A 26,350-nucleotide genomic window follows, 5' to 3' on the forward strand; every position below is an offset into this window, starting at 1 on the left:
GATGCGCATCGAACGACTCGACCTCATCGCCTACGGCGTGTTCGACGGCTTCAGCCTGGAGGGTCTCGCGGCACCGGGCGTCCACCTGGTGTACGGCCCGAACGAGGCCGGCAAGTCCACCACGCGCGCGGCGCTCCACGAACTGCTCTACGGCATCGAGCACCACTCCGGCCACGCCTTCCGGTATGGGGCCAAGACGCGCATCGGGGCACGGCTCTCCGCAGCGGACGGCGCCGCGTTGGAGATCATCCGGCAGAAGAAGCGCCGCGAGCCCCTGCTGGACGGGACCGGCACGCCGATCGATGAGGAGGCCCTCGCGCCGTTCCTCGGTGGTATCGACCGCAGGACGTTCACCACCGAGTTCGCCCTCGACAGCGAGGAGCTGCGCACGGGCGGAGAACTGCTCGCCTCCGGCTCGGGGGACATGGCGCAACTGCTGGCCGCCGCCCGGTCCGGCACCCGGCTGAACGCCGTCCTGGAAAGTATCGAGGCGCGTAAGCGGGCCCTCTACCTGAAGACGGGGCAGAAGCCGTCGATCAACCAGGCCCTGACGAAGCTGCAGGAGGCGAAGTGGCGGGAGAGCGACGCCGTCCTGCGGCCCGAGGCCTACCGCAGGGCCGAAGAGGCGGTGACCGCGGCCGAAGAGGAGCTCGCGACCGTCACCCAGCGGCTTCGGGACGTCCGGCGGCGGCGGGAGGAACGCCGGCGGCTCCGCGACAGCCTTCCCGCCCTGCAGCGACTGCGCGAGCTGGAGGAACGGATCGCACAGATCACCGCCGAGGGCCCCGGCGCCCCGGACGACATCTGCCAGGGCCTTCCCGTGCTGCTCGCCCAACGCGGTGAACACCATGGAACGCTGACCGCGCTTTCCGGCACGCTCCAGAGCGTCGAACAGCGACTCGGCGAGATCGTCGCAGGAGAGGAGCTGCTGCCGCACGAGGCCGAGATCGAACGGCTGGCCGCGGAGCTGGAGGCCGCCCTTGAGACGGTGGCGCGGCAGGAGAGCTCCTCGGGGGAGGCCGTCCGGATTCGCTGGGAGGCCGAGTCGCTGCTGCGGGAAGTCCATCCGCAGGCGACCCTCGCTGACACTCACCTGTACCGGAGCCCGCGCGGACTTCTGGACGAGGGCCGTCGGCTCCGGGACGAAGGGCTCCGGCACCGCACGGAGCTGCGCCGCGCGCAGGAGGATGCGGACAAGTGGCGGCGGAACCGGGAACAGGCTGACAAACGCCTCAGCGCGCTGCCGCTCGCCGAGGACGTCTCCCAGCTGCAGGCGGCGCATGACGCGGTTCCACGGGATGTGCTGACGACGCTGAGCAATACCGAAGTCCGTCTGCAACGGCAGGTCGAACGTTTCCGGGGGCATCTGGTCGAGCTCGGCCTGCCCGACATGCCGGCGGCCGATGCGCTGATCTTGCGGGTTCCGGACCCCGCACAGGTGGAGGCCGCGGAGGCCGAAGAACGCGAATTCGACCAGCAGGAGCAAGCCGTCCACGCGGAGCGTGAACGCGAGCAGCGCCGACTGGCCGAGTGCCGGCAAGACCTCGACCGGCTCCTGTCGGCAGCTGCCCCGCCGACTCGCGACGAGCTGCGGGCACTGCGCGAAAAGCGCGACGAGCTGGTCGGCCTGCTGCCGGATGACCCGACCCGCATGCCGTCAGCCGTGGCCGCCGTCCGGGAGGCGGACGAGGCCGCGGACACCATGCTGCGGCACGCCCAGCAGGTCGAGGAGCGCGCGTCCCTCGAACGTGAGATCGCACATCTCGTAGACGGCCTGCCTCGTCACCAGGCCGCGCTGGACGACCTGGGTCGCAGGCGGGCCGAGGCCCAGAAGGAATGGGAGACCCTCTGGGAGGCGTACCCGTCCGAGCCCCCGCCGATCGCCCGGGCGGTAAGGGTCCTGGAGCGGCTCGACCAGCTGAAGAGCATTGCGGAAGAACTGCGGGACATGCGCATCGACCTGGACGCGCAGCGCCGGCGGCTCGAAGGGCACACCACCAGGTTCCGGCGGCTTCTGCGGGTGTCGGACGACGATCCGCAGGTCACCGGCGACACGACCGTCCCGGCGATCCTGGCGGAACTGATGGAGATGGCCGCCATCCGGATCGACGCGCACCGCGCGGACTCCGACAAGCGCGCGGAGGCCGAAAGAGAGCTCGCGCATGCCGAAACGCAGCTCGCCGATGCGGAGGCGGCGCGGAGCGCGGCGCAACAGGCCGTCGCCGAGCACGATCGGTGGTGGCGGCGTTTCCTGGCGCAGGCCCACCTGGGCGAAGGCCGTGACTACGACATCGCCATCGCCGACCTGGAACGCCTGCTCAAGGTGGCCGAGGACGTTGACAGGGCAGAGGACGTCGACCGCACCGCCCAACTGGACAGCCTGCGAACCGCCCAGTACGCACAGGCGCTCGAAACGACGCTCCGGGCCTGCGACCGCCCTGTCCCGCCCGGCCCCGTCGGCTGGCGGCAGTCTGTCGGTTCCCTCGTGCGGGACCTGACGGAGCAGCGAGACGCCGCCCGGAAACGGGCAGACCTCCAGGAGCGCCGGCGCGAGCACCAGGAGGAGATCGACCAGGCGCGCGCCGAAATCGACAGGATCGACAGCCGGTTGGCGGGCTTCACCGAACGACTGGAACTCTCCTCCGCCACCGAGCTGGAACCCGCTGTCAAACGGGCCGAGGAGCTGCGGCGGCAAGGCACGGCACTCGCCTCGGTCAAGGATGGCCTGCCAGGTGGGCAGGAGCTCGTGATCCTCCGCGAGCAGGCCGAACACGTCACACTTCCCGAACTGCGCGCCGAAGTGGCGGAGCTGGACGCAGATATCGACCGGCTGGAGCAGGAGCAGGCGGACGCGACGAGACGGCTGGCGGAACTGCGCAAGGAGCTGAGCGGCCTCAACGGCGGCGCCGACGCCGCTTGCGCCGCGGCCGACGCCGCGCACATCTGCGCGGGCCTGGCCGACGAGGCCGAGGAGTACCTGCGCCTGGAAACCGCCCGGATCGCCATCCTGACCTGCATGGAGGAGTACCGGAACAGCGACCAGGATCCGGTTCTCGCGTGGGCCTCCGCGGTCTTCCGGGAACTGACCGGCGGCCGCTACAGCGGGCTCGGGCTGTCCGACGAGGAACGACCGAGCATCCGCGCCCTGACCGGCGACGACACTTTGTTGGCCCCGGCCGAGCTCAGTGAGGGGACGAGGGACCAGCTCTACCTGGCACTGCGCCTGGCCACTCTGGAGCGCCACGCCGACAGCGGCCACACCCTCCCGATCGCCGTGGACGACATCTTCATGACGTTCGACGACCGACGAACCGAGGCAGCCCTGCGGGTCCTGGACGCGATGGCCGACCGGTTCCAGGTCATCGTCTTCACGCACCATGAGCACGTCGTGCACAGCGCCGCGAACGTCCTCCCGGGGAATCGGTGCCACACCCACCGGCTTCCCCACTGACCAGCCGGAGCGGAAGGCGTTGATCGACGGGTGCGGCGGTCACGCGGCGAATGCCGGTGGCGGCGTCTACAGTGACAGCCGTGGATCAGGGCCAGATCGTCGTAAGCAGGTCGCCGGAGGGCGACGGGAGGGTACGCACGGGGGCGTTGCTCGGGCGCAGCGGATTGGTCATGACCGTCCGCTGGGACGATGACGGACGAGAAGAAGACGTCCGGATCACTGTCGACACGACCTTCGTGGTGCCGGGGACCTTGCGGCATGAGGCGTTCGTCGACCTGGCAGGGTTGACCGCCAGGTTGGAGTCCGACCCCGTGGCCGTCTTCACCCAGTTGCTCCGCGAGCACCCCGGGTACCTGACCGCCACGCAGATCAAGCAGAAACTCGCAGATCTCCGGCTGGACCAAGCGGTCCTGAACATGGCGTGGAAGAAGGCCCAGGCCAAGCTCAAGGAACACCACCGGGTCAAGGTGGACGGCAAAAGGTACAAGTGGTGTGCCATTCTGCCCGAGGACACGGAAACCCCGGCCGAAGCCCAGGCTGAGCCCACCCGATCGCAGGAGCAAGAACGGCACGGGGCGCCGGCCACGGACGAAGCTCCCTCGACACCGGTCACGCAGGAGGTCCCTGCGGCACCGGCCCCCGTCTCGGATGAGCCGGAACAGGACGTCGTCCTGATGGAGACGACGGCTGACGACGAAGAGCCTGTGCCCTGGTTGCAGGCTGTCGCCGCGGCGCTGCGCGATGGGGCCGCGCCCGATGCCAGCGCCTACACCCGGCGCCCGTTGGCCACGGCGGTCCGGCTGGGGCGGCTCGACGACGTTGCGATCCAACGGCTGGTGGAGTCCGTACAGGACGACGACCAGACCACGGCGCTGGCGCTGCTGGCAGCGCTGCCACGGGGCGCCGAGCCGGTGGACGAGCGGTTGGCCGACATCGATCCGGCAGCGCTCGAAGCGGTGTTGGTAGCGGGCGCGGAGGAACTGCGGGAACGGCAACCGCCGGACCGTGCGCTCAGCGCGGCGGCCCTTCGCCTGCTGCGCCGGGCGGCCGAGAAGCCGGCTCCCTTCCAGACCGCTCCAGCGCTGATCAGGTTGGCCGCCGCCGTCGCCGTCGACCCGGGAAAGGATGCACTCGCCGTCCTGGACCGTGTCGTCAAGGTGGTTGGCGAGCACCTGGCCTCGGTGTCGACGAAAGAACGAGACGCCGTCGCCTTGGACCTTGATACCGTCGCCCGGCTGGCCGCCGTACTGCCGTTCACCCGGCACGGCGGCAGGGCCGTCCTGGTGGCGGCGGTCGCGCGGGCTTGGCCGGAGCGCGTCACCGAGGAGATCTGGTGGGAAGGGGCGACCGCGACGGCCCTGGCCGAGGCCGCGGCCGGTACTCTCAGCCGTGTCACCGCCCGGCCCGACGTGGCCGAACGCATCCTCGCTCCGTTGCTGGCGCGGGAACTGCCGAACGTGACCAGCCGGGTCAGGCTGGCCAGGCTGATGGGCATGCCGACAGAGTTCGTCCAACAGGTGCCGCCCGCAGCAGTAACGAACGCCTTCCGGCGCGTGGCCGCGAGCGACCCGGCCGTCGAGGACTGGCTGCGGCTGCTGGCTCAGGACGACCGGATGTCCCGCCTGGAAGAGGAGCTGGAGCGGGCGCGGACCGATGCCCGGCTCGCCGCCGAGCGTGCCGAGCAGGCTGAGGCACGGAATCGTGATCTGCTCGGGCAGCTCGAGCGTCTGGAAGCCCGCCTGCGCGAGACGCACAGGCAATCGGTGTCCATGCGCGCCGCCCAGGAGCGGCAGGTGAAGATCGATGCAGTCCGTTCCCTCGCAGACCTTGCCGCCGAGGTAGAAGAGCTGGCCGCCGGTAAGGCCGACCCCGATGTGGTGATGGAACGGGTTCGGGCGCTGGCCTCCGACCAGGAACTCGAGCCGATCGGTGACGTCGGCGTCGAAACGACGTTCGACCGGGAGACACATGAGCCGCTCGTGGGCGCGCCACAGGACGGCCAGACCGTCACGGTGCTGCGACCGGGCTACCGCTGGCGATCGGATGATGAGAACCTCGTGCTGTTCCGGGCGCTGGTGAGCGTGCCCGAAACGTGATTCGGATGACCTAATCCGGCCGCTTTTGTCGCGACGGGGAGGCATCTCCCAACAATGTCCTTCCCCTCCTCTAATGTCGATCCGAGAGATCAACAGTGGAGGGGACTGGATGGCGGAGCGGGCCATTGGAGTCGATTTCGGAACGTCCACCTCGCTGCTGGCGGAACGCAGCGGAACACTGCCGGTCGATGTCGTCCCCCTGGGGCGCAGCCGGACCTGGTTCCCCTCGCTGGCTGGGTATCGGGGCGGTCAGCTGCTCCTCGGCGAGGACGCGGAGAATCTGCCCATCGAGCAGATCATCCGGTCGGTCAAGGGCGCGATCACCGACGGCCGCAGGTACGTCCAGATCACCGACGACTCCGGGTCACGGCAGATCGACGCGGACCACGTGATCGTCTCGCTGCTGGGCGAGATCGCCCGGCGGGCGGAGGCCGCGGGCAGGCCGCTCAGCGTCAGCGACGAGGTCCGGCTCGGCTGCCCCGCCATGTGGGACGGCGAACAGCGGGCGCGCCTTCGCGGGCTCGCCGTGCAGGCGGGGCTCCCGGTGTCCCCCTCCGCACTGATCGACGAACCCATCGCCGCCGGGATCGCCTGGCTGACCGACCGGTACCTCAGCCACGGCGAACGGCCGCAGGGGCGGGTGCTCGTCTTCGACATGGGCGGCGGCACTCTCGACATCGCGGTCCTGGAGGTGGAGGGCGGTCCGTCCCCCTCGATCTCCGTGCTGTCGGCGCTCGGACGCCAGCTGGCGGGTGATCGTCTGGACACTGCCATCGCGGCCGAGCTGACGGAGACGCTGATCGACCAGCGCAGCGCGAGCGCCGACCAGCTGCACTCCGAATGGATGCAAGCCGTGATACTTCGCGAGGCACGCAAAGGGAAGATCCAGTTGTCCACGCGCGAGCGGCACCGAATTCTCTTCCAAGGGGTTAAGACGATTCAGCTGCCCGTGGTGACCTACACCAGGCGGCAACTGGAAGAGTGCTTCAAACCGCAGATGGACGAGGCGGTGCGGCTGGTGTGGGCCGCGCTGCGGGCCGCCAAGCAGACCGAGAACTTCACGCACTCCCCCACAGGGCTCCGGGAGATGCGCGACGACCGGCTCGCCGGCGACATCGACTACGTGCTTCTCGCCGGCGGGATGAGCCGCATCCCCTACGTACGCCGCCGGATCGGCGCCCTGTTCCCGGACGCGGTGGTGTACGACAACGCCGGAGTGGACGCCGACGAGGCGATCGTCGCCGGTCTGGCCGACCCCATCGGGTACGACCGGCTTAACCTGCACCGTCCCGGTTTCGACTTCGTGCTCGAATACGAGGAGGGCGGCCAGACCCGAATCCATACGGTCTACCGAGCCTTCACTCCCTTCTATTCGCCCGAGGACGCCTTCACCAAGTCCTTCCTGGGCTACGAGGTGCGGGGAGAGGACTTCCCCGGCCCGGGACATGGCAGGGCGAGGCTGCGGGTCCGCTCGGTTTCCGGGGAGTTCCTCCGGCTGAGGTACGAGGGGCGGTCGTCTGACGGGCTGAATCTGAAGCTCGGCCACAACATGGTGTTCAAGATCTACTGCAACGGCCGCATGGTGATCCGTGACGGGGACCGGCGGACGTGGACGCTGCGGGTGGACCAGTGGCCGGTGATACGTGGCAGCAACCACGCCGAGCTGGTTCTCCGGCAGGCCCAGGATGCTCCGCTGGTGCCGGCGATCGCCTGGTACCACGAACGGGAGTACGCCCCTCCGGGACTGGTGTGAGCACGTCCGTTTCAAGCGGAAGACGAGGACGCTGCCAGACCGCTAAGCCGCCTTCTTCGAAGGTCCGCTCTCCGGAGGGCGCCGTATTCCCGGATGGAGGTTGGTCGTGGGGGCTGATGCGGCCCGCGCGTCGGGGTGGCGCGCGGGCCGGGGGTTAGGGGGTGGGGCGGGGTTCGGTGAGGGTTCGGAAGGTTGTTAGTAGGACGTGGGCCAGGTTGTAGACGATCAGGCCCGGTGGGGCCTCGGCGGCCTGGGGTGGTGAGTTGACGATCGTCATCATCGGGGTGCCGGACGCCTCGGCGGCGGAGCGGACCCGGGCGGTGGCTTCCTGGACGGCGGGCTCGGCGGCGCCGCCGGTCAGGCCCATCGCGACCGACAGGTCGGCGGGGCCGATCATGATCGCGTCGACGCCCTCGACGGCGAGGATGGCCGGGGCGTTGGCGCAGGCCTGAGGGGTCTCGGCCATGACCACGACGAGCGTGCGGTCCGCGGTGTCCCGCAGGTGGTCGGGGATGCTCGCGGCTCCGAACCGGCCCGCCCTGCTGTAGGTGGCGAAGCCCCGTTCGCCGAGCGGCGGGTAGTGCGCGGCGGCGACGGCGCGGCGGGCGTCCTCGGGGGGGTCCACGTGCGGGACGATGATGCCCGCCGCGCCGAGGTCGAGCACGCGCAGGATCAGGCCCGGATCGTCCTGCCCCACCCTGACCAGCACGGGCAGGCCGTGCGCCTGCGCCGCGGTCAGATGGTGCTGCAGGGCGACCAGGTCGGCCGGGCCGTGCTCGCAGTCGATGACGACGTAGTCCAGCCCGGCGACCCCGGCGAGCTCGACGAGGAACTCGCCGGGCATGCGCAGCAGGCCGCCGACCAGGGTCTCCCCATCGCGCACCCGTTGCCTCACCGCGCCACCATTCCTGCGGACAGGTCGATGTCGGCCGCGCACAGGCCCGGCATCGACAGCATCGCCAGCAGCGCCGCCGCGACCTCCTCCTCGGTGACCATGCGGCCCAGCGCCGAGCGGGAGACGAACGCCCGCTCGGCCTCCTCGTAGGACGTGCCGGTGCGCTCGGCCTCCAGCCGGAAGTTGCGCTCCATCCGCGGGCCCGCGACCGGGCCGGGGGACAGGGAGTTGACGGTCACGCCCGCCGGGCCGACCTCGGCGGCCAGCGTGGTCGTCAGCCCGATCACCGCCATCTTGGACGCGCAGTACGGGGTGCGCGCGGTGAGCGGACGCTTGCCGCTGACCGACGCGACGTTGACCACGTCGCCCGCGCCGCGCTCCACCATGGGCGGCAGGAACGTCCGGCACATGAGGTAGACGCCGCGGACGTTGACGTCGAAGACCGCGTCCCATTCGGCGGGTTCGATCTCGGTCAGCGGTTTGACGGGCCCCGGTACGCCGGCGTTGTTGACCAGGACGGAGATCTCCTCGTCGGCCAGCTCGGCGGCGAGGGCCGCGACGCTGCTCGGGTCGGAGACGTCGCAGGCGGCGGCCCGGCCCGGCGTGGAGAGCCCGGCCACGGCCGCCTCCGTCTTGGCCCGGTCCCGGCCCACCGCGATCACCCGGGCGCCGGCGTCCGCCAGGGCCCGGGCCATGGCGAGCCCGAGGCCGTTGCCGCCGCCGGTCACCAGTGCGGTGCGCCCGGCGATCCGGTTGCTGTTCACGCGTACGCCTCGTCGCGCCAGGGGAGGGACGCGTCGCCGAAGCGGGCGGCGCGGACGTCGCCGGAGCGGGCGTGCCCCTCGAACAGCTCGACCCGCGAGGCGCGGCCGCAGACCTCGCCGAGCCGGGCGCTCGCCGCCGGGTCGGTGACCTCCTGGTAGGTGACGGTCTTGAGGTACTTGCCGACCCACAGCCCGCCGGTGTACCGGGCCGCGCCGCGCGTCGGCAGGACGTGGTTGGTGCCGATGACCTTGTCGCCGTACGACACGCAGGTGCCCTCGCCGAGGAACAGCGCGCCGTAGTCGCGCATCGACTCCAGCGCCCGGCGGTGCTCGGCGGCGTAGCCGTCGGCGACCGCGAACGCCTCCTCCACCGAGTCCACGACGACCAGCCAGGAGTGGACCGCCGGGACGACGATCGTCGGCGCCGACGGCTGGGTGCTCGCCGAGGGCGCCCACGCCACCGCCGACGTCGACCTGGACAACGCCGCGTCCAAGGCCATCACCCCCCGCAACGACCTCCTCCGCGACCGCCGCCCCTCCCTCTACACCGCCCTCCACAGGTGAGCCGGACGGGATGCTCCGACCTCACGCCCAGGTACGCGATCGTGCGCGTGGAGCGTGAGGTCGGGACGCTCCCGTTCAGATGCCCTGCTGAGGCGCCGCCTGGTGCGGCTGCTGCACACCCGCGCCGCTCGGCGTGAGGTGAGGCACCAGGTCCCTGAGGGCCTGCTCGGTCTCCTGGCAGGACTGGGCGCACAGGCGGCAGTGCTCGTGCTGCTCGCTGTGCTCGGCGCAGGAGTCCCCGCAGGTCTTGGTGGCCTGAATGGCCGCTTCCACCTGGGCCTTGGTCAGCCGGGCGTCGTAACCGGTGTGCCGTGACAGCACGGCGGCGGTGGCCGTGCAGATGTCGGCGCAGTCGAGGTTGTCGCGGATGCAACGGGCCAGCCTGGGCAGTTCGTCGGCGGGCTCCGACAGACAGGCGTCGGCGCAGGCGGTGCAGGCCTGCGCGCAGCTGGTCAGCGCGTCGATGACACGGGACAGCCGGTCGTGCTCCAGGTTGATCTCGGCCGGATAGGTGTCCAGCATCTGCGCTGTGTACGTCATGGGTATCACCTCGCTATCTGTGTGCTGCCCTACCCTCCGGCCGCCCGGCAAACGTTCGCGGCGGCCGGCCACCGCACCCCCCCGCGCCGATGTCAGCCGGCCAGGCCGGACTGGTAGGCGAACACCACCAGCTGGGCGCGGTCGCGGGCGCCGAGCTTGACCATGGCGCGGCTGGCGTGGGTGCGGGCCGTGGCCGGGCTGATCACGAGCCGGGCGGCGATCTCCTCGTTGCTCCCGTGTCACTCCCGTCGAGCCCGCCGACGCGGTGCTCCATGAGGGGCGACATGCCGGGGCCTGGGGCCGACCGGGGGCCTGCCGGTGTCACTCGTGTGGTGGGCCGCGAGCCGGTCTTGGAGCTTGCCGTTCCGGAACTGGTGGACGGTTCCGGTCTGACGCAGCAGCCCGAGCCGGTGGGCGTCCTCCAGGAACCGCATCAGGCGAAGCGGCGCCACCCGGCGCGAGCGCAGGTACAGCAGCGCCACCAGGTACGTGCCGCTGCAGCTCCTCAACCCGATCATGAGGGCGAACGTGAGGCCGAACAGCAGCCCGTAGCTGACCCCGTTCACGGGGCCGGCCACCATGCCCGTCGCGAGCCCGAAGGCCAGACCGACCGCCAGCCCCAGGGTGTGGGCCTCCAGGCACGCGACCAGCAGATCGCGGCGAAGCGACTGGCGCGGGGTCTGCGGCGGGCCGGTGGCCTGGGGGACGCGCGACCAGTTCCGGATTCCCAGCCCGACCCCGAACGTGAGACCGAACGTGATGCTCAGCGCGTAGTACATGCGCGACTGGTCGGTGAGGCCGTCCGTGACCACGTACACCGCCTCGTTCCCCAACGCGCCCGCCAGCACGTCCACGAGCCCGACCGCCGGTCCCAGCAGCAGCCCCCCGGCGAACCAGATCGCGACGTGCCGGAGCAGGGAACGGACGCGGCCGCGAAGCCGGAAGTCGGCGTGGACGGGTTCGGCGTCCGGCCCGCCGGCGCCGAAGAAGCCGGTCGCCAGGCCGTACGCGAGTCCCACGCCGAGCCCGTCGGCGAGGCCGATCGTCAGCCCGTCCGAGAGGCCGTCGCGGAGCCCGTCGGTGAGGGCGTCGCCGAAGCCGCACGTCAACGCGAAGAGCAGGCCGCCGACGAGCCACTGCGCGGCCCTGCGCAGGCATTGGTCCCGCCGTCCGGCGGTCGCGCGGGCCGGTCGCCAGGTGAACACCCGGTGCATGACCACGAAGGCCGGCCCGTACGCGAGCGCGTTGCCCAGCTTGTCGCTGATCCCGAAGATGACCAGGTTCGTCAGTGCCAGGGTGACACCGGCCGGCAGCCCGACCGCGAGGGCGGTGAGGTTGTCGACGGTGCGGCGCGGCAGCATCCCGGGCAGGTGCCACCAGGCGATGTCGGTGGTGCCGGCCGCCCGCAGATGAAGCGCCAGGTACGACAGCCAGCGGCGGACGTCCTCCGGCCGGTGGGCGCGGCGCGGCCGTGACGGGCGGCCCTCGTCCCGTGCGTCGCGGTTCGCGGGGACCAGGGCGTCGACGAGGTCGTCGAGCAGATGGTCGACGATCGCGCCGGGGCCGGTGAAACGCGACGCGTCCAGGAGCGGGGCCGGGTCGGTCCGCGTGTCGATGTAGACCTTGCGCAGGAGCCACAGGGCCAGCGGGGTGGCGAGCGCCCGGGTGAGCGGCGTGCGCTCGCCCGCGGCGAGGGCGGCGAGCAGGTCGGGCCACGCGCCGCAAGGACGCGGCGGCAGGCTGTGGGTCACGTAGGCGGCGATGTCGGCCGACCGCAGGGGGCGGGGCTCGACGACCGCCCCCGCGGTGAGGACGTCGCCGCCCGGCGCGTTCACGGCGGCCTCGTACTCGGCGGTGCGGCAGGTGAGGATGACCGGATCGTCCTCGGTCAGGGCCTCGTTCAGCGCGCTGATCACTTGGGGGCGCGATGGTTCGGGCAGCTCGTCCAGACCGTCGAGGACCGGCAGGACGCGGCGTTCGCGCACCAGGGCCCTGGGCGCGTCCGGGCCGAAGGCGTTCGCGCGCAACGCCGGATAGGTCTCGGTGAGCCGACCGGCGAGCCACTCGTCGAACGACACGGCGCCGGGGTCCCAGCCCGACAGCGACACCATGACGGGGACCCGCTCTCCCGGCCGCCGTTCCTGGAGCAGCCGGCGCAGCAGCAGGACGGCGAGCGTGGTCTTGCCCATGCCCGGCTCCCCGAGGATCACCAGGCGGCGGCGGGGCAGGTCACGGTACGCCCGCACCAGGTCGGCGACGCGGTCGCTGCGGCCGTCGAGCCGCGGCCGGTCTGCGCCGAACGGGAACCTGCGAGCCCGGACGATGTGCGCGGAATGATCCATCACGGGCAGCTCGGTCAGCCGCCACCGCACGGCCATCGGAGCCGGATCGTCCAGCCGGCGGACCCGGATCTCCTCACGCCACTGCTCCGACACCAGCCCGGCCAAGGTCTCCCGGGCCCGATCGAGCTGCTCGGGAGTGGACGTCCGCGCGTCCCGACCCGCTCGCCGCCACCCGGCGACCACGCTGGGCACGAGCGGGACGACCGCCAGGGGGATCGACGCCAGCTGAGCCCAGTTCGCCGCGGTCTGCAGCCCGCTCCGGCGCAGCACCACGACCAGACCGATGGAGATCGTCAGGATCAGCACGCCCAGGGCCGTGGCCCCCAGACTCCGCCACCACCCCGACCGGTAGCCCGCCACGATCACATACTGTCAACGCACGTGGCCCCTCCGCACGCTGGGCAAGCACACAACTACCTTTCGTCACATTCCTGCGGCCGACGTCGCCGCCGGGTCGAGTGCCGTACGCCCCGGAGCGCTGCTGCAGTCCTCGCTGGTAACGGGCACAATGTCTGGCGCGGTCATCTCGCCCCTTCCGCCCTGGCCGGTGAGGGCGCGCGAGACGACTTCCTCAAACCACGGCGACACGTCCGTCCAGGCGTCACCGGGTACGAGGGCATTCGGATCCTGACCCGTGGACGTGAAAATGGACGCTGAGACACAAGAGGCCCCTGGAAGGCTCACGAACATTCGGCTGAGACTGTCCAAGGCGCAGGACCGGCCCCCGGCGTCGGTGTTCGTCGTCGGCACCCTGTTCTCAGGCTCGACGCTGATCGGGCGCGACATGACCACCCGCATCAGGAAGGCCCACTACGTCGGTGAGCTGAACAACTTCACGCAGTTCCCGGACCTCAGCCACCCGACCTCCGGACGGGAGTGCGGCCCCTGCTCCCTGCTCGGCAGGCAGTGCCGGCACTTCACCGACGCGCTGCGGGAGCGCGTGACGTACGACGACATCCTCGGCATGCACGGGCAGTTCGCGCGGTCGCTCGGCGTCTCCGTCATCATCGACGGCAGCAAGTACGTCGCATGGCTGCGGCGCGCCGTCGAACAGCGGAGCGCCGACCCGGCGAACCGCACCCCGGTGAACGTGATCGCCTCGGTGCGGAACCCGATCGCCTTCGCGATCAGCCACCGCAACCGGACGGGCGAGCCGCTGTGGCAGGGAGCCGAAATCTGGCGGGACACCTACGTCGACGCCCTCCGCACCGTCAACACGTTCGGGCTCCCGGTTCTGACGATGCGCTACGAGGACTACATGGCGGACCCGGAACGTTCACTGGAACGCCTGAGCGCCTTCCTGCATCTGCCGCTGGACGCCGAGCCGGACAACACCAGGCTGCACGACACCGGCGGGAACTGGAGCTCCTTCGTGCCCTACGTGGGCAAGGACCAGCTCGACAAGTTCATCGAGCGCCTGGACGGACCCGGGCGCGCGGAGGCGGAGAAGTTCGTCGCCCACGCGCGGGCGTACTGGAATGACGAGAAGCCCAAGGAGGACACCCGCTGGCATCGCAGCCTCAACGCCGGTGAAGCCAACTCGGTCCTGAGCACCCCCGGACTGGTCGACGTGGCGAGCCTCCTCGGCTACAACGTCGCCGAAATCGTCCACACGGCCGTCCGGGGGCGCGACTGAACAGGAACAAGGCGCGAGTGGTCACGTCACCAGGGGCTGTTCTTCCAGTTCGGTCAGTTTCACGGTGCACAGGCCGCCGCGCTCGGCCTTCGTCTCCGTCACCTTGAGCCGCGTGCCCGGCGGAGGATGAATTCCCAATTCCCGCGGCCGGATGGACGGCGGCGTCGACGCGGTCATCAAGAGGCACCTCGGGGCGGGCATCCAGCTGCGCGTGCAGCGGGCGATCCGCGACGAGTTCGACGGCAGGCTCCCGGTGGGCGGCGCGGTGTGCGTCCCGTCCGGCGCGGCCAATCCCCGGTTCCTGATCTCGATGCCCACGGGTCGCTGACACGGCGGACGCCCCGCCCCTCCTGCTGGGGGCAGGCCACGGTGACGCGGCGGCCTGCGTGGGACGGGCAGCGGCCAGGCCGCCCCGGCACGTGGGCATCGGCCCGGTACGTGGGCGTTCGTGCCGTCCGGGGCGGTCGTCTCGTCCGGAAGTCGTTACGATCAGGGGTCACGGCTGCGTCGCGGAAGGGAATCATGTCCGATCAGTACGAGGCGGTGTTCGCTCGATACGACACCGATGGGGATGGGCGGCTCACCGTGGAAGAGGTGACCGCGGCGATTGCGGGGATGTTCCCGGCGGCCGAGGTGAATGATCTGTCCGGGATCGTCAGGGCGCTGTTCGCCGAGTACGACACCGACAACGACGGGCTGCTGACGGCGACCGAGTTCGTGCCGCTGGCGGAGAACCTCCCCGAACTCGGCTCGGAGAACTGAACGCCCGGGTGACACGGACCCGGTAGTCCACCGTCGGGCCCTTGCCGGTTGTTCGCCGTCAGGGTCGACCGGCGGACGCCGTGTCCCATCCCATCGGCCCGTCCCGGCCTCGTGTCCCTGGGACGGGCCGACGCGCGTCCACGGCCGCACGCGCCCGCGCCGGTGGCCGCAGCGGTGAGGGTCGGTGCGGCAGGGCCCGGCGCGCCACTCACACGCCGCCGCGGGCGGCGCGCCGCGACGTCCCATGCCACGACCGCTGGAAACGTCACTTCACCAGGCTGTCCACCACTGGGCTGCCGACGTCTAGCCCTTCCCGGGCACCGGCCACAGGCGTACGGTGCCGTCCCCGCCGCCGGTGGCGACGGTACGGCCGTCCGGGCTGAACCGCACGCTGAAGATGACGCCGTTGCTGCCGCTGAGGGTGGGGCCGATCTGCCGGTGGTCGGCCACGTTCCACAGCCGGACGGTGGTGCCCGAACCCCCGGCCGCCAGGGTGCGGCCGTCGGGACTGAACGCCACGGTGTAGCAGCGGCCGTCGCAGCGGTACGGGGCGCCGACCTCCTGGTGCCGGGACACGTTCCACAGGCGTGTGATCTCGCCGCCCGCGACGGCCAGCGTCCGTCCGTCGGGGCTGAACGCCACGCCCTGCGTCCAGGAGTCGTGCCCGGAGAAGTTCTCCCCGAGTTTCTTCCGGTCGTACACCTCCCACAGTTGCGCCAGGCCCTGGGTGTTGCCGGTGTCGAGGTTCTTCTCGGTGCCGGTCGTGCCGATGGCCAGGGTGCGGCTGTCCGGAGCGAACGCCAGGGCCTCGACGCCGCCGGCCTCGGTCTCCAGCAGCGGCCCCACCTTCCCGTCGTCCAGGTCCCACAGCCGCACGGACTGGGCCGAGTTGCTGGTGGCCAGGACGCGGCCGTCGGGACTCAGGGCCATCTCGGTGAGCGGGCCGAGCCCGGTCTCGAAACCACTCGAACGGCCGCGGCCCGACATCGGCCAGATCCTGAGGTAGCCGTCGTCGCCCGCGGTGTACAGGGCGCTGCCGTCATGGCTGATCGCCAGAGCGTTGAGGCCGTCGGGGTGACGGATGGGCGTACCGCGCTGCTTCCGGCTCGGCACGTCCCACAGCCGGACCGTGCCGTCGTCGCTCGCGCTGGCCAGCGTCCGGCCGTCCGGGCTGAACGCCACGTCGTACACGGCCGCGGTGTGCCCGCGCAGCTGCCAGTGGGCGGGCGGGGCCGCGGATCGGGACGGCTGTGGGGCGGTCCGCGCGGCCGACCCCGACCCCGACCACGGCGCCACGATCACGACCGCGGTCACCGCCACCGCCACGGCGAGTGCGCCGCCCGCGAACGATACGCCCCGGCGGGTGCCGAGGACGGACAACAGGCCGCGGCGGGGGCCGTGCGGGCCGGACACCGGGTCGATCACGGTCGGCGTCTGCGGCGGGCCGGCGACGGGGCCGAGCATCCTCGCGATCGCGGCCCGCCGTTCCTCGATCATCTGCTGCACCGCGGGCGGCCAGGGCCGGGTGGCCGGGGCGACCGCGCCGATCATCGCGGCCAGCCGGTCGGGCGTCGGCCGCTGGTCCGGATCCTTGGCCAGGCAGGCCGCGACGATCGGGCGGAGCCGGCCGGGCACGGCGGCCAGGTCGGGTTCGGCGTGCACCACGTTGTAGAGCGCCTGTGCGATGCCCGGGCCCTCGAAGGGCCCCTGGCCGGTGCAGGCGTACACCAGCACCGAGCCCAGCGAGAACACGTCCCCGGCCGTGGTCCCCGGCCCCTCCTGGGCCTGCTCGGGCGACATGTATCCGGGCGTGCCGGCGAGCGGGGAGGCCTCGGCCTGGTCGCCGCCGTCGGCCTCGATGGCCCGCGCGACACCGAAGTCGATCACTTTCGGGCCGTCCGCGGCCAGCAGCACGTTGGACGGCTTGAGGTCGCAGTGCACGAGCCCGGCCCGGTGGATCTCCAGGAGCGCGGCGGCCAGCCCGGCCGCCAGGCGCAGCGCCGCCTGCTCGGGCAGCGGACCGGCCGCCCGGACCGCCTCCCGCAACGACGGCCCCGGCACGTACACCGACGCCAGCCAGGGGGACGGCGCGTCCGCGTCCGCGTCGAGCACCGCCGCCGTGTACGCGCCGGACACCGTGCGGGTGGCCGCCACCTCGTGGCGGAACCGGTCGCGGAAGCCGGGGGCGCCGACGAGCCGGGCGTGCACCAGCTTGAGCGCGACCAGCCGCCCGTCGGGCGCCGACCCCAGCAGCACGCGGCCCATCCCGCCCCGGCCGAGCTCGGCGAGCATCCGGTAGTGCCCGATCCGGACCGGATCGGACGCGGTGAGCGGCCGCATGGGCAACCTCGATTCCGGTACGGCCGCCCCCGCGGCCGGTGGACGAGCGGCTGGTGGGCGGGGTGGGTCAGCTGCTGGTGCGGTCGGCGACGTTCCACAGGAACACGGTCTTGTCGCCCGCGGTGGCCAGGAGTCTCCCGTCCGGACTGAACGCCACGGCGCTGGCGGTCTTGACCCCGCTGGTGAGCGGTTTTCCGATGGGCGCGCGCTTGGCCACGTCCCACAGCCGTGCCGTGGCGTCGTGACTGACGCTGGCCAGGAACCGCCCGTCGTGGCTGAACGCCAGCCCCTGGATGACGTGGGAGTGGCCGCGCATCGGCTGCCCGATCGGCGTCCTGCTCTGGATGTCCCACAGCCGTATGGTCGTGTCCCAGCCGCCGGTGGCCAGCGTCCGGCCGTCCGGGCTCATCACCGCGTGGGCGATCTTGGCGGTGTGTCCGAGGAGGGACTGACCGACCTGCTTGCGGGAGCCGGCGTCCCACACCCGGATGAGCTGGTCGTCGGGAATGGCCAGGAGCCGCCCGTCGCCGCTGAAGGCGATCTGCGTCATCAGGTTGACCTTGTCGAAGGTCAGCGTGCCGGTCTTGTCGCGGGAGTCGGTGTCCCACATCTGCAGCATCTTGGTGCCCGCGGCGGCCAGCGTGTCCCCGTCCGGGCTGAAGGTCACGTCGCTCACCGGGCCGGGCCGGTCGCTGAAGTCGAACATGGGCACGCCGAGGGTCTCACCGACCTGGCGGCGGGTCTTGACGTCCCACAGCTTGACGGCACCGTCCACGCTCGCGGTGGCCAGCAGCTCTCCCACCCTGTCGAACGTCGCCTTGCGGGCGGACTCGGCGGCCACCTTGAGCGGTTCGCCGGAGATCTGCCGGGCGCTGACGTCCCACAGCCGCACCGTGCCGTCCTCGCCGGCGGTGACCAGCAGCTCCCCGCTCGGGTTGAACTCCGCGTAGTGGATCGAACCGGCGTGGCCGGTCAGGGTGGCCAGCGGTGACGCGGCCGCTCCGCCGGACGCACCGCTCCGCCTGGGTTCGGGCTTGTCGTCCCCGCGCAACGCCCACGCGATGGTGCCGCCGATCGCGCTGAGGCCGAGGACGGCGCCGCCGCCCGCCATCAGCAGAACGCGCCTCCGGTCAGGCCTGGCCGGAGCCGCACCGCCCGGACGTCCGCCCCCGGGGCCGGGCGGCTGCGCCATGCCGACGCCCCCCGGCGCACCCGCCGGAACGCCGGGTGGAACACCGTAGGAGACGCCGGGCGGGACACCGGGGTGAAGGCTCGGTTGAGGGCCGGCTGAAACGCCGGGGTGAGAGGCCGGTGGGACTCCGGGGTGAGAGCCGTGGTGAGAAGCCGGTGGGACGCCGGGGGGAACGCGGGGCGGTCCGTACGGCACCTGGGGTTCAGGGGCGCGTAGCAACCGGGCGACCTCGGCGTCCTGCCGCGCGATGAGCTCGTGCACCGGTGCCGGCCAGGGGCGGGCGGCCGGCGCCACCTCGCCGATCGCGTTCAGCAGGTCGGCGGGCTTCGGCCGGGCGGCCGGGTCCTTGGCCAGGCAGGCCGGGACGATGTCGCGGAGCCGGTCGGGGAGCGTCCCCAGGACGGGGTCGGCGTGGATCACGTTGTGCAGGGTCTGCGGGGTGTTCCGCGCATGGAACGGCCCCCGGCCGGTGCAGGCGTACACCAGCACCGAGCCCAGCGAGAAGATGTCGCTGGCGGTGGTCAGGGCCTGGCCGAGGGCCTGTTCCGGTGACATGAAACCGGGGGTGCCGACCAGGGCGCCGGTGCGGGTGACCTGGGTGCCGTCCTCGATCTCGGTCGCCCGCGCGATGCCGAAGTCGATCACCCGCAGGCCGTCGTCGGTGAGCAGCACGTTGGACGGTTTGAGGTCCCGGTGCACCAGCTCGGCCCGGTGGACCTCGATCAGCGCCGCGGCGAGGCCCGCGGCCAGCCGCAGCGCCGGCTCGGCCGCCAGCGGGCCGATGGTGTCGATCACCTCGCGCAGCGACGGCCCGGGCACGTAGACCGACGCCAGCCAGGGCTCCGGCGCCTCGGCGTCCGCGTCGATCACCGCCGCGGTGTAGGCGCCGGCGACCTTGCGGGAGGCCCGCACCTCGCGGCGGAACCGGGCGCGGAACCCGTCGTCGTTCACGAACTGCTCGTCCACCAGCTTGACCGCGACCAGCCGCCCGTCCGGTCCGCCGCCCAGCAGAACCCGCCCCATGCCGCCCCGGCCGAGCTGGGCGAGCATCCGGTAGTGCCCGATCTGAACGGGGTCCGACGTCTCCAGCGGTTGCACAAACCACCTCCCGGTCCTCAGAAAGACAATACCGTCTGAGTGATCGAGTGGTATGTCCTTTATCGTGGTCGGATGCAGGAGTCCGGGGCCCGCCGCCTGCCTCGCGGGCGCCACGCTCTGCCACGCGCGGAGGTGCAGCGCATCCAGCGGTCGCGGTTGTGCCGCGCGATGGCCGATGTGATGGCGGAGAAGGGGTACGTGGCCACGTCGGTGGCGGACGTGCTCAAGCGCGCCGTGGTGTCGCGGCAGAGTTTCTACGAGCTTTTCGAGTCCAAGCTGGACTGCTTCATGGCCGCCTTCGAGGCGGCGGGCGAGCTGCTGTTGCAGCGGATCGCCGAGGCGGTCGACGACGGCGCGGGCTGGGCGCGCGACGGCGGGCCGCCCGCCGAGGCCGCGGGGGACCGGCTGGGGTTGTTCGAGCGGGCGATCACCGCGTACCTGCGCGCGCTGTCCGAGGAGATGTCCTACGCGCGGCTCTTCCTCGTGGAGGTGCACGCGGCCGGGCCCGAGGCGCTCCAGCGGCGCGCCCGGTTGCAGGAGTCCATCACCGAAGCGCTCGCCGACCTGCTGGGGGTGACGGACGAGCCCGGTCGCTTCGCCTGCCGGGTGATCGTGGCGGCGACCAGCGCGATGGTGACCACGGCCGTGGCCGACAACGACCCGGACGCGCTTCGGGCCCTCGGGTCGCCGCTGATCGACCATGTGCGCGTCCTGTGGGATGCCGGAGTCTTCGCCCCGTCCGCAGGGCAGGCCGGCGGCGCCTGAGCCGGCGAGCCGGCTCCGAGGGCCGGCGGTTTCAGGGGGTGTTTCAGAAGTCCGGTTCGGGGCGGAGCGGCACTCCAAGGCCGATATGAGGCTCCCACAGGAGGAGTGCCAGCGCATACAGGCCGATGACCAGGACTGGCGACAGCCATGCGGCCACCCGTGAACGGCGCCCCTTCCGGAACAGGACCCACAGCACGAGGGTCGGTGCCAGCGAGGCCGTCACCCCGAGGACGTTGAGGACCGGACCTGGGCGGTGTACGCACTCGAACGAGCCTCGCCCGCCGTCTTCGCAGACTCCGCGGAGGACGAACCACACCGCGAGCGTGTACAGTCCGGCCAGCAGCCACGCCCCCACGCCGAGCACCAGGCCGAATCTCTGTGCGGTGCCGATGCCCCCGTAGGCGCTCTCCGCACGTCCGGCGTCGCTCGCACGTCCGGCGTCGATCATCGCCAGGGCGAACAGGACCGCGATGACACCCGCGAGGGCCAGCGTCCCCGCGTGCCATCCCAGCCCCCACATGCGGTCGGGCTCCGCAGGGCCGCCACCATCGTCGAGGAAGGACAGCACCCTCATGGCCAGGGCTGTGATGGCCGCCAGGCCCACGCCGACGACGCCCGCCTCGTACAGCGGCCGCCAGGCGTGTGTGATCACCACGCGGTCAGTCATCTCCATCCTCCCGCCACAGCCTGATTCCGTATCCGCCCGCGGCCACCGTCCGCCCGTCCGGGCTGAACGCGACCGCGTCGACGCTGCTGACGCCCTCGTCGCCGGTGTTGACGACGGCGAGGTACCGGCGGTCGGCGACGTGCCACAGCCGCAGGTCCTGATCTCCCCCGATGGCCAGAGTCGCGCCATCGGGGCTGAACACCACGGAGTAGAACGCGTGTCCATGCCGCGAGGGGACGACGGCGGTACTCCGGCGGGCGGCCACGTCCCACAACCGGACCTCTCCGTTGTTCTTCGCGTCGAATCCGCTGGTGGCCAGGGTCCTGCCGTCCGGGCCGAACGCCACCGAGACGAACCGATGCCCGTCCGGGGCGGCGATGGTGGCGGTGTTCCGCCGCGTGCCCACGTCCCACAGCTGCACGTACTCGCTCCTCTGAAGGGCCAGGGTCCTGCCGTCCGGGCTGAAGGCCACCGACGACGCGCCTTTGTCGCCGGGCTCGGTGATGGTGACGGTGTTCCGGCGGGTGGTCAGGTCCCGCAGCTGAACGTTCCCTTCTCCTGCGACGGCCAGGGTCTTACCGTCGGGACTGAACACCACCGATACGGCGGAGTTGCCCTGAGGCACCGTGAAGGGGTTCGACACCCGTCCCCCGGCCAGGTCCCACAGCCAGAACTTCTCGCGGCCTCCGCCGATCGCGAGGGTCCTGCCGTCCGGACTGAAGGCCACCGACTTGACCGGGAAGGTCCGCTCGATGGTCTTTCCGCGCTCCGGACCCGGCACCCTGCCCGTGTTGGGGACGGTGATCTCGTTCGACACCCGGCGGGCGGCCAGGTCCCACAACCAGACCTTCGCCTCGGCGTGCGGCCCGGTGCGGTGCTCCCCACCGACGGCAAGGGTCTTCCCGTCCGGGCTGAACGCCACCGAGTGGACGTTGTAGCCGGGAGGGAGGAGACGAGCGGTTAAATGCACCGGTATGTGCTGATACGACGCATTCCAGAGCAGAACGCTCGCCACGATCGCGGCAAGTCCCGCGACGAGCAAGGCCCACCACGGTCGATTCCCCTGCATAGCCCGGCCATTATGGGGCGTTCGTCTCCGGCCGACCATTGCTTCTCCTCCTCCACCGCCGCCCTGACCTGTCCCCGGCTCCCGGAGAACCTGGACCGCATCCCACTTTCCGTCGACCTCACCACACCGTGACGGAAAGCGGCACTCGCGCCACCCCGATCATGTAATTTCCGTGATCTCCCCATTGCGAGGGGTGGCGAGACGAGCCAGGAGGACGGGTGTCACAGGAATTCCGCCGACGTGACTTCGGCAAGCTCATGGGACTGGCCGGGCTCGGCCTGGCGGTGCCCGCCCTGGCCGGAGGCTGCTCGACGCAGTCGCGCCCGGCCGCCCGGACGGGCGCCGCGGCGGCTCGGACGTGGCGGGTCTCCGGGACGGCGGGCGCCGGGCTGGACGGCTTCGACACCGCCGTCAAGAAGCTGATGCAGGACCGGAACATCCCGTGCGGGGCGCTCGCCGTGATGCGCGGCGGCAGGCTGCTGCACGCCCGCGGCTACACCTGGAGCGACGACACGTCGCTGAACGTCCAGCCCACGTCCCTGTTCCGGCTCGCCAGCCTCAGCAAGCCGATCACCGCGACGGCCGTCATGACGCTCGTCCAGGCCGGCCGGCTGAGCCTGTCGGCGCCGGTCACCGACCTGCTGACGCTGACCCCGCCGCCCGGGCGGTCGCTCGACGCGCGTCTCGGCAAGGTGACGGTGCGGCGCCTGCTCCAGCACCTCGGCGGCTGGGACCGCGACATCTCCGGCGACCCGACGTACAAGGACCGCGCCACCGCCGAGCTGCTGGACGTCCCACTGCCGATCACCCGGGAGCACATGGTCCGCTACGGGGCGGGCCTGGCGCTCGACCACGACCCCGGCACCACCTACGCCTACAGCAACTACGGCTACCTGCTGCTCGGCCAGATCATCGAGAAGGTCTCGGGCATGGGGTACGCCGAGTACGTCCAACGCCACGTCCTGGCGCCGGTCGGCATCACCCGGATGCGTCCCGGCAGGACCATGCGGGCCGACCGCGCGCCGGGCGAGGTCCCCTACTTCTCGCAGCGCACCGGCCCGTCGGTGTTCGACGCGGCCGGGACGACCGTCCCCGCCCCCTACGGCACCTTCAACGTGGAGAACCGGACCGCGATGGGCGGCTGGCTGGCCTCCGCCGTCGACTACGTGCGCTTCACCACGATCCTCGACGGCGGGACGAGCGTGCTGAACGCCTCCTCGATCGCCTCGATCTTCGCCAAGCCGGAGACCGGGTTGAACTCCGGCGGCTCCTACTACGGCTTCGGCTGGCAGGTCCGGGACGTGACCGGGGGCCGCAACACCTGGCACGACGGCGCCTACGACGGCACCAGCACGATCGTGACCCGCCGCTACGACGGCGTGACGTGGGCGCTGCTGTTCGACCAGCGCGACGACCCGTCCGGCCTGCCCTACACCTACACCGACTTCAGCGCGCCCTTGCACACCGTCGCCAACGGCCTGAAGACCTGGCCGACCAAGGACCTGTTCGGCGACTATTTCTAGCCGAACCCGTGAGGCGCGCAGTCCGCCACCAGGGAGGAAAGTGTCCGAGCCGCTCGACGGAATGGCCGCGTTGCGCGTGCGACTCGACCAGGCACGGACCTCGAAGCGCGATCGCGGCGGGGTTGTCCCCCGTGCGAGCTACACGCGAGTGTCCACCGTGCGGTGAAGATTCGGGGCTGACGAATCCATAGCGTTTCTCCACGTCGCCGCGGCGCTCCGGCCGCGGAATCTCGCTAAGGAGTCGTCATGCGACTGTTGGTGCAACTCGTGGCCGTCGCGGCGGTCGCGTTCGTCGGCAGCACGGCCGTCGCCGCGGTGGAGGGCAACACGCTGCTCACCCTGGTCCTCGGCCTCGCGACGGCCGTGCTTGCGGTGGTCGTCTACGGACGTGTGGTGCGGTGGACCGAGCGCCGCGCGCCGGTGGAGGTGGCCGTGAAGGGCGCCGCCGCCGCCGTCGGCCGCGGGCTGGTGATCGGTGTCGCGATGTTCGCGGCCGTCATCGGGAACATCGCCTTCAACGACGGTTACCGGATCGACGGGCTGGGCTCGCCGGAGGGCGCGGCGGGGCTGGCCGGCTTCATGGCCGCCGCCGCCGTGACGGAGGAGCTGCTCTTCCGCGGCGTCCTGTTCCGGATCATCGAGGAGCGCATCGGCACCTGGCTGGCGCTGACGCTGACCGGCCTGCTGTTCGGCCTGTCGCACCTGACCAACCCGCACGCCAGCCTGTGGGGCGCGATCGCGATCGCGATCGAGGCCGGCGGCATGCTGGCCGCCGCGTACGCCGCCACCCGCAACCTGTGGGTGCCGATCGGCCTGCACTTCGGCTGGAACTTCGCCGCGGCCGGCATCTTCAGCACCGAGGTCTCCGGCAACGGCACGACGGAGGGGCTGCTGCGCGGGGAGACGTCGGGCCCGGCCCTGTTCACCGGCGGCGAGTTCGGGCCGGAGGCGAGCCCGCCCGCGATCGGGTTCGGCGTGCTGCTGACGATCGTGTTCCTGTGGCTGGCCCACCGGCGTGGCAACCTGGTTCCCCGCCGTCGGCGCACCGCCCCGGCCGCCGCGACCGCTACCCTCTCCCAGTGACCGATCTTCGGCGCATCCCGGACCTGTGGCGGCGGTGGGACGTCACGGTACGGGACCTCCCGCTCGCGCTGCTGCTCACCGTCGTGTCACTCCTGCCGGCGTTCCACAACCAGGGGACGCAGGTCGGCGACCTGCCGGCCCGCCCCTTCGACGAACTGGCCGTCGTGGCGGTCGCCCTGCAGTGCCTGCCGCTCGCCGTGCGGCGGCGGTGGCCGGCCGTCTGCGTCGCCCTCGTGGCGCTCGGCTTCGCCGTCGACCAGCTCCGCGGCTACCACGCGTACGCGGGCACCGCGCTGCCGATCGCGTTGCTGAGCGCGGGCGCCCATCTGGAACGTCACCGGCGCGTCACCGCCGTCCTCGCCTCGGTGGCGTACGTGCCGCTGGCGGTCGCGCTCGGCCGGCTCGGCTCGGGCGCCGGACCGGAAGAGTTCGTGACGTTCTACCTGGTGCTGGCGGGCGCGTGGGGGGTCGGGTCCTGGATGCGTTCCACCCGGGCGGCCGAGGCCGAACGCCGCCGTCGCGTCGCCGAGGCCACCCGCGCCGCCGAACGCGCCCGCATCGCCCGGGAACTGCACGACGTGGTGACCCACCACGTGACGGCGATGGTCGTGCAGGCCGAGGCGGCACGGTACCTGACCGCCGTGCCCGATCGTCTCGACGAGACCCTGAGCGCCGTCACCGACACCGGCCGGCGGGCCATCACCGACCTGCGGCATCTGCTCGACCTGCTCAACCCCGACCACCAGGACACCGGCGACAGGACGCCGTCCGTCGGCGACCTGCACGCGCTCGTGGAGCAGACGCGCCGGGCCGGGCAGCCGGTGGAGTTCACCGAGGAGGGCAGGCCGGCGGAGACCATCGGAAGTGCCGAGCTGGTGGCGTTCCGGGTCGTGCAGGAGGCGTTGACGAACGCCCTCAAGTACGCCCACGGCAGCCGCACGGAGGTCGGCGTGCGCCATGGCGAAAAGGAGATCACCGTGGAGGTCAGCACCGACGGCACCGGCTCAAGCGCCGGCTCTCCCGGCGGAAGCGGGCGTGGCCTGGCCGGGCTCCGCGAACGGGTCGACGCCCTGGGCGGCGAGTTCACCGCGGACCGGCGGCCGGACGGCGGCTTCGTCGTGCGGGCCCGCATCCCCGCGGGGAGCCCGTCGTGAGCGCGCCGATCCGGGTCCTGGTCTGCGACGACCAGGCGCTGATCCGCACCGGGTTCGTCACGATCATCGATGCGCAGCCCGACCTGGAGATCGTGGGCGAGTGCGGGGACGGGCGCACCGCGGTCGACCTCGCCCACCGCCTGCGCCCGGACGTGGTGGTCATGGACGTGCGGATGCCGGTGCTCGACGGCATCGAGGCGACCCGCCTGCTGGCCGGTGCCGGGGTGTCGAAGCCCGTCAAGGTGCTCGTGGTGACGACGTTCAACCTGGACGAGTACGTGTACGAGGCGCTGCGGGCGGGGGCGAGCGGGTTCCTGCTCAAGGACGCCCCGCCGGCGCAGCTGCTGCACGGCATCCGCACCGTCGCGACCGGTGCCGCGCTGCTGGCACCGGAGGTGACGCGGCAGCTCGTCGGCAAGTACGCGGCGCGGATCCGTCCCGCCGAGACCACGCCCGGCGACGTCGCGCTGACCCCGCGCGAACTGGAGGTGCTGCGCCTCATCGCCAACGGGCTGTCCAACAGCGAGATCGCCGCGACGTTGGTGATCAGCCAGGAGACCGTGAAGACGTACGTGTCGCGCATCCTCACCAAGCTCGACCTGCGCGACCGCGTGCAGGCTGTCGTCTACGCGTACCGCCGGGGCCTGGTGACCTGA

21 protein-coding genes and 1 pseudogene are annotated in these 26,350 nt (G+C 71.8%); 11 read left to right on the forward strand and 11 right to left on the reverse strand.

The window, feature by feature from the left end; genetic code table 11:
- Position 1: 1 nt before the first annotated feature.
- The 3 genes from ABZ801_RS11655 to ABZ801_RS11665 all read left to right on the forward strand — a co-directional run bounded on the left by ABZ801_RS11655 (position 2) and on the right by ABZ801_RS11665 (position 7,300).
- Positions 2-3,451, forward strand: coding sequence for an AAA family ATPase (locus ABZ801_RS11655; RefSeq protein WP_360696152.1), 3,450 nt, complete (start codon positions 2-4; stop codon positions 3,449-3,451).
- 80 nt (positions 3,452-3,531) lie between these two features.
- Complete coding sequence (locus ABZ801_RS11660; protein ID WP_360696155.1) at positions 3,532-5,547, forward strand: hypothetical protein; 2,016 nt, start codon at positions 3,532-3,534, stop codon at positions 5,545-5,547.
- Between the two features lie 109 nt (positions 5,548-5,656).
- Positions 5,657-7,300, forward strand: coding sequence for an Hsp70 family protein (locus tag ABZ801_RS11665; RefSeq protein WP_360696157.1), 1,644 nt, complete (start codon positions 5,657-5,659; stop codon positions 7,298-7,300).
- A 154-nt stretch (positions 7,301-7,454) separates the two neighbouring features.
- On the opposite strand, the gene ABZ801_RS11670 is transcribed toward ABZ801_RS11665, so the two are convergent.
- The 6 genes and pseudogenes from ABZ801_RS11670 to ABZ801_RS11695 form a co-directional block, all read right to left on the reverse strand.
- Positions 7,455-8,195 carry an aldolase/citrate lyase family protein gene (locus ABZ801_RS11670; protein WP_360696160.1) on the reverse strand — a complete coding sequence of 247 codons (741 nt, stop codon included), beginning with the start codon at positions 8,193-8,195 and terminating at the stop codon, positions 7,455-7,457.
- Positions 8,192-8,959: an SDR family oxidoreductase gene (locus ABZ801_RS11675; RefSeq protein ID WP_360696163.1), complete on the reverse strand. Its 768-nt coding sequence runs from the start codon at positions 8,957-8,959 to the stop codon at positions 8,192-8,194. The genes ABZ801_RS11670 and ABZ801_RS11675 overlap by 4 nt, the downstream gene beginning before the upstream one ends.
- Positions 8,956-9,462, reverse strand: a complete 507-nt coding sequence (locus tag ABZ801_RS11680; RefSeq protein ID WP_360697103.1) for a histidinol dehydrogenase — start codon at positions 9,460-9,462, stop codon at positions 8,956-8,958. Before ABZ801_RS11680 ends, ABZ801_RS11675 begins: the two co-directional genes overlap by 4 nt.
- Positions 9,463-9,598: 136 nt before the next feature.
- Positions 9,599-10,063 (reverse strand): four-helix bundle copper-binding protein, encoded by a 465-nt coding sequence (locus tag ABZ801_RS11685; RefSeq protein ID WP_344955914.1) that lies wholly within the window; start codon positions 10,061-10,063, stop codon positions 9,599-9,601.
- 92 nt (positions 10,064-10,155) lie between these two features.
- Positions 10,156-10,296 (reverse strand): annotated as a pseudogene (locus ABZ801_RS11690) (helix-turn-helix transcriptional regulator); the annotation flags it as partial.
- Positions 10,297-10,302: 6 nt separating this feature from the next.
- Positions 10,303-12,765, reverse strand: a complete 2,463-nt coding sequence (locus tag ABZ801_RS11695; protein ID WP_360696166.1) for an NACHT domain-containing protein — start codon at positions 12,763-12,765, stop codon at positions 10,303-10,305.
- Positions 12,766-13,051: 286 nt separating this feature from the next.
- On the opposite strand from ABZ801_RS11695, the gene ABZ801_RS11700 reads away from it, so the two are divergent.
- Positions 13,052-14,041, forward strand: a complete 990-nt coding sequence (locus ABZ801_RS11700; RefSeq protein ID WP_360696169.1) for a hypothetical protein — start codon at positions 13,052-13,054, stop codon at positions 14,039-14,041.
- Positions 14,042-14,062: 21 nt separating this feature from the next.
- On the opposite strand, the gene ABZ801_RS11705 is transcribed toward ABZ801_RS11700, so the two are convergent.
- A complete protein-coding gene (locus ABZ801_RS11705) occupies positions 14,063-14,218 on the reverse strand; it encodes a hypothetical protein (protein ID WP_360696172.1) in 156 nt (51 codons plus the stop codon).
- Between ABZ801_RS11705 and ABZ801_RS11710 the strand changes: the two genes are divergently transcribed.
- Both ABZ801_RS11710 and ABZ801_RS11715 read left to right on the forward strand, forming a co-directional pair.
- Positions 14,193-14,369: a macro domain-containing protein gene (locus tag ABZ801_RS11710; RefSeq protein WP_360696175.1), complete on the forward strand. Its 177-nt coding sequence runs from the start codon at positions 14,193-14,195 to the stop codon at positions 14,367-14,369. The two genes, ABZ801_RS11705 and ABZ801_RS11710, sit on opposite strands and share 26 nt — an antisense overlap.
- A 194-nt stretch (positions 14,370-14,563) precedes the next feature.
- Complete coding sequence (locus tag ABZ801_RS11715; RefSeq protein WP_344955923.1) at positions 14,564-14,803, forward strand: EF-hand domain-containing protein; 240 nt, start codon at positions 14,564-14,566, stop codon at positions 14,801-14,803.
- A gap of 303 nt (positions 14,804-15,106) precedes the next feature.
- On the opposite strand, the gene ABZ801_RS11720 is transcribed toward ABZ801_RS11715, so the two are convergent.
- Positions 15,107-17,143, reverse strand: a complete 2,037-nt coding sequence (locus tag ABZ801_RS11720) for a serine/threonine-protein kinase (protein ID WP_360696178.1) — start codon at positions 17,141-17,143, stop codon at positions 15,107-15,109.
- 67 nt (positions 17,144-17,210) lie between these two features.
- Positions 17,211-19,433 (reverse strand): serine/threonine-protein kinase, encoded by a 2,223-nt coding sequence (locus tag ABZ801_RS11725; RefSeq protein ID WP_360696181.1) that lies wholly within the window; start codon positions 19,431-19,433, stop codon positions 17,211-17,213.
- Between the two features lie 72 nt (positions 19,434-19,505).
- Here ABZ801_RS11725 and ABZ801_RS11730 point away from each other — a divergent pair, with 72 nt between their 5' ends.
- The gene (locus tag ABZ801_RS11730; RefSeq protein ID WP_360696184.1) at positions 19,506-20,198 is read left to right on the forward strand and encodes a TetR/AcrR family transcriptional regulator; all 693 of its coding nucleotides are present in this window, start codon (positions 19,506-19,508) and stop codon (positions 20,196-20,198) included.
- A 43-nt stretch (positions 20,199-20,241) separates the two neighbouring features.
- Here the strand turns inward: ABZ801_RS11730 and ABZ801_RS11735 are convergent, their stop codons facing one another.
- Both ABZ801_RS11735 and ABZ801_RS11740 read right to left on the reverse strand, forming a co-directional pair.
- The gene (locus tag ABZ801_RS11735) at positions 20,242-20,865 is read right to left on the reverse strand and encodes a hypothetical protein (protein WP_360696187.1); all 624 of its coding nucleotides are present in this window, start codon (positions 20,863-20,865) and stop codon (positions 20,242-20,244) included.
- Positions 20,858-21,907, reverse strand: a complete 1,050-nt coding sequence (locus ABZ801_RS11740) for a hypothetical protein (RefSeq protein ID WP_360696190.1) — start codon at positions 21,905-21,907, stop codon at positions 20,858-20,860. Before ABZ801_RS11740 ends, ABZ801_RS11735 begins: the two co-directional genes overlap by 8 nt.
- 245 nt (positions 21,908-22,152) lie before the next feature.
- Here ABZ801_RS11740 and ABZ801_RS11745 point away from each other — a divergent pair, with 245 nt between their 5' ends.
- The 4 genes from ABZ801_RS11745 (at position 22,153) to ABZ801_RS11760 (ending at position 26,350) form a co-directional block, all read left to right on the forward strand.
- Complete coding sequence (locus ABZ801_RS11745) at positions 22,153-23,457, forward strand: serine hydrolase domain-containing protein (RefSeq protein WP_360696193.1); 1,305 nt, start codon at positions 22,153-22,155, stop codon at positions 23,455-23,457.
- Between the two features lie 246 nt (positions 23,458-23,703).
- Positions 23,704-24,540 (forward strand): CPBP family intramembrane glutamic endopeptidase, encoded by an 837-nt coding sequence (locus tag ABZ801_RS11750; protein ID WP_360696195.1) that lies wholly within the window; start codon positions 23,704-23,706, stop codon positions 24,538-24,540.
- On the forward strand, positions 24,537-25,694 hold the full coding sequence (locus tag ABZ801_RS11755; protein ID WP_360696198.1) for a histidine kinase: 1,158 nt from the start codon (positions 24,537-24,539) through the stop codon (positions 25,692-25,694). Before ABZ801_RS11750 ends, ABZ801_RS11755 begins: the two co-directional genes overlap by 4 nt.
- Positions 25,691-26,350, forward strand: coding sequence for a response regulator transcription factor (locus tag ABZ801_RS11760; RefSeq protein WP_344955939.1), 660 nt, complete (start codon positions 25,691-25,693; stop codon positions 26,348-26,350). Before ABZ801_RS11755 ends, ABZ801_RS11760 begins: the two co-directional genes overlap by 4 nt.

It is taken from the genome of Actinomadura sp. NPDC047616, from assembly GCF_040642915.1.
GTDB classification, from domain to species: Bacteria; Actinomycetota; Actinomycetes; order Streptosporangiales; family Streptosporangiaceae; genus Spirillospora; species Spirillospora miaoliensis.

Coding starts and splice junctions, on each gene's coding strand:
- ABZ801_RS11730 (WP_360696184.1), top strand. CDS start 19,506: ATGCAGGAGTCCGGGGCCCGCCGCCTGCCTCGCGGGCGCCACGCTCTG.
- ABZ801_RS11700 (WP_360696169.1), top strand. CDS start 13,052: ATGGACGCTGAGACACAAGAGGCCCCTGGAAGGCTCACGAACATTCGG.
- ABZ801_RS11685 (WP_344955914.1), bottom strand. CDS start 10,063: ATGACGTACACAGCGCAGATGCTGGACACCTATCCGGCCGAGATCAAC.
- ABZ801_RS11665 (WP_360696157.1), top strand. CDS start 5,657: ATGGCGGAGCGGGCCATTGGAGTCGATTTCGGAACGTCCACCTCGCTG.
- ABZ801_RS11750 (WP_360696195.1), top strand. CDS start 23,704: ATGCGACTGTTGGTGCAACTCGTGGCCGTCGCGGCGGTCGCGTTCGTC.
- ABZ801_RS11720 (WP_360696178.1), bottom strand. CDS start 17,143: ATGCGGCCGCTCACCGCGTCCGATCCGGTCCGGATCGGGCACTACCGG.
- ABZ801_RS11705 (WP_360696172.1), bottom strand. CDS start 14,218: ATGACCGCGTCGACGCCGCCGTCCATCCGGCCGCGGGAATTGGGAATT.
- ABZ801_RS11735 (WP_360696187.1), bottom strand. CDS start 20,865: ATGACTGACCGCGTGGTGATCACACACGCCTGGCGGCCGCTGTACGAG.
- ABZ801_RS11710 (WP_360696175.1), top strand. CDS start 14,193: ATGGACGGCGGCGTCGACGCGGTCATCAAGAGGCACCTCGGGGCGGGC.
- ABZ801_RS11655 (WP_360696152.1), top strand. CDS start 2: ATGCGCATCGAACGACTCGACCTCATCGCCTACGGCGTGTTCGACGGC.
- ABZ801_RS11715 (WP_344955923.1), top strand. CDS start 14,564: ATGTCCGATCAGTACGAGGCGGTGTTCGCTCGATACGACACCGATGGG.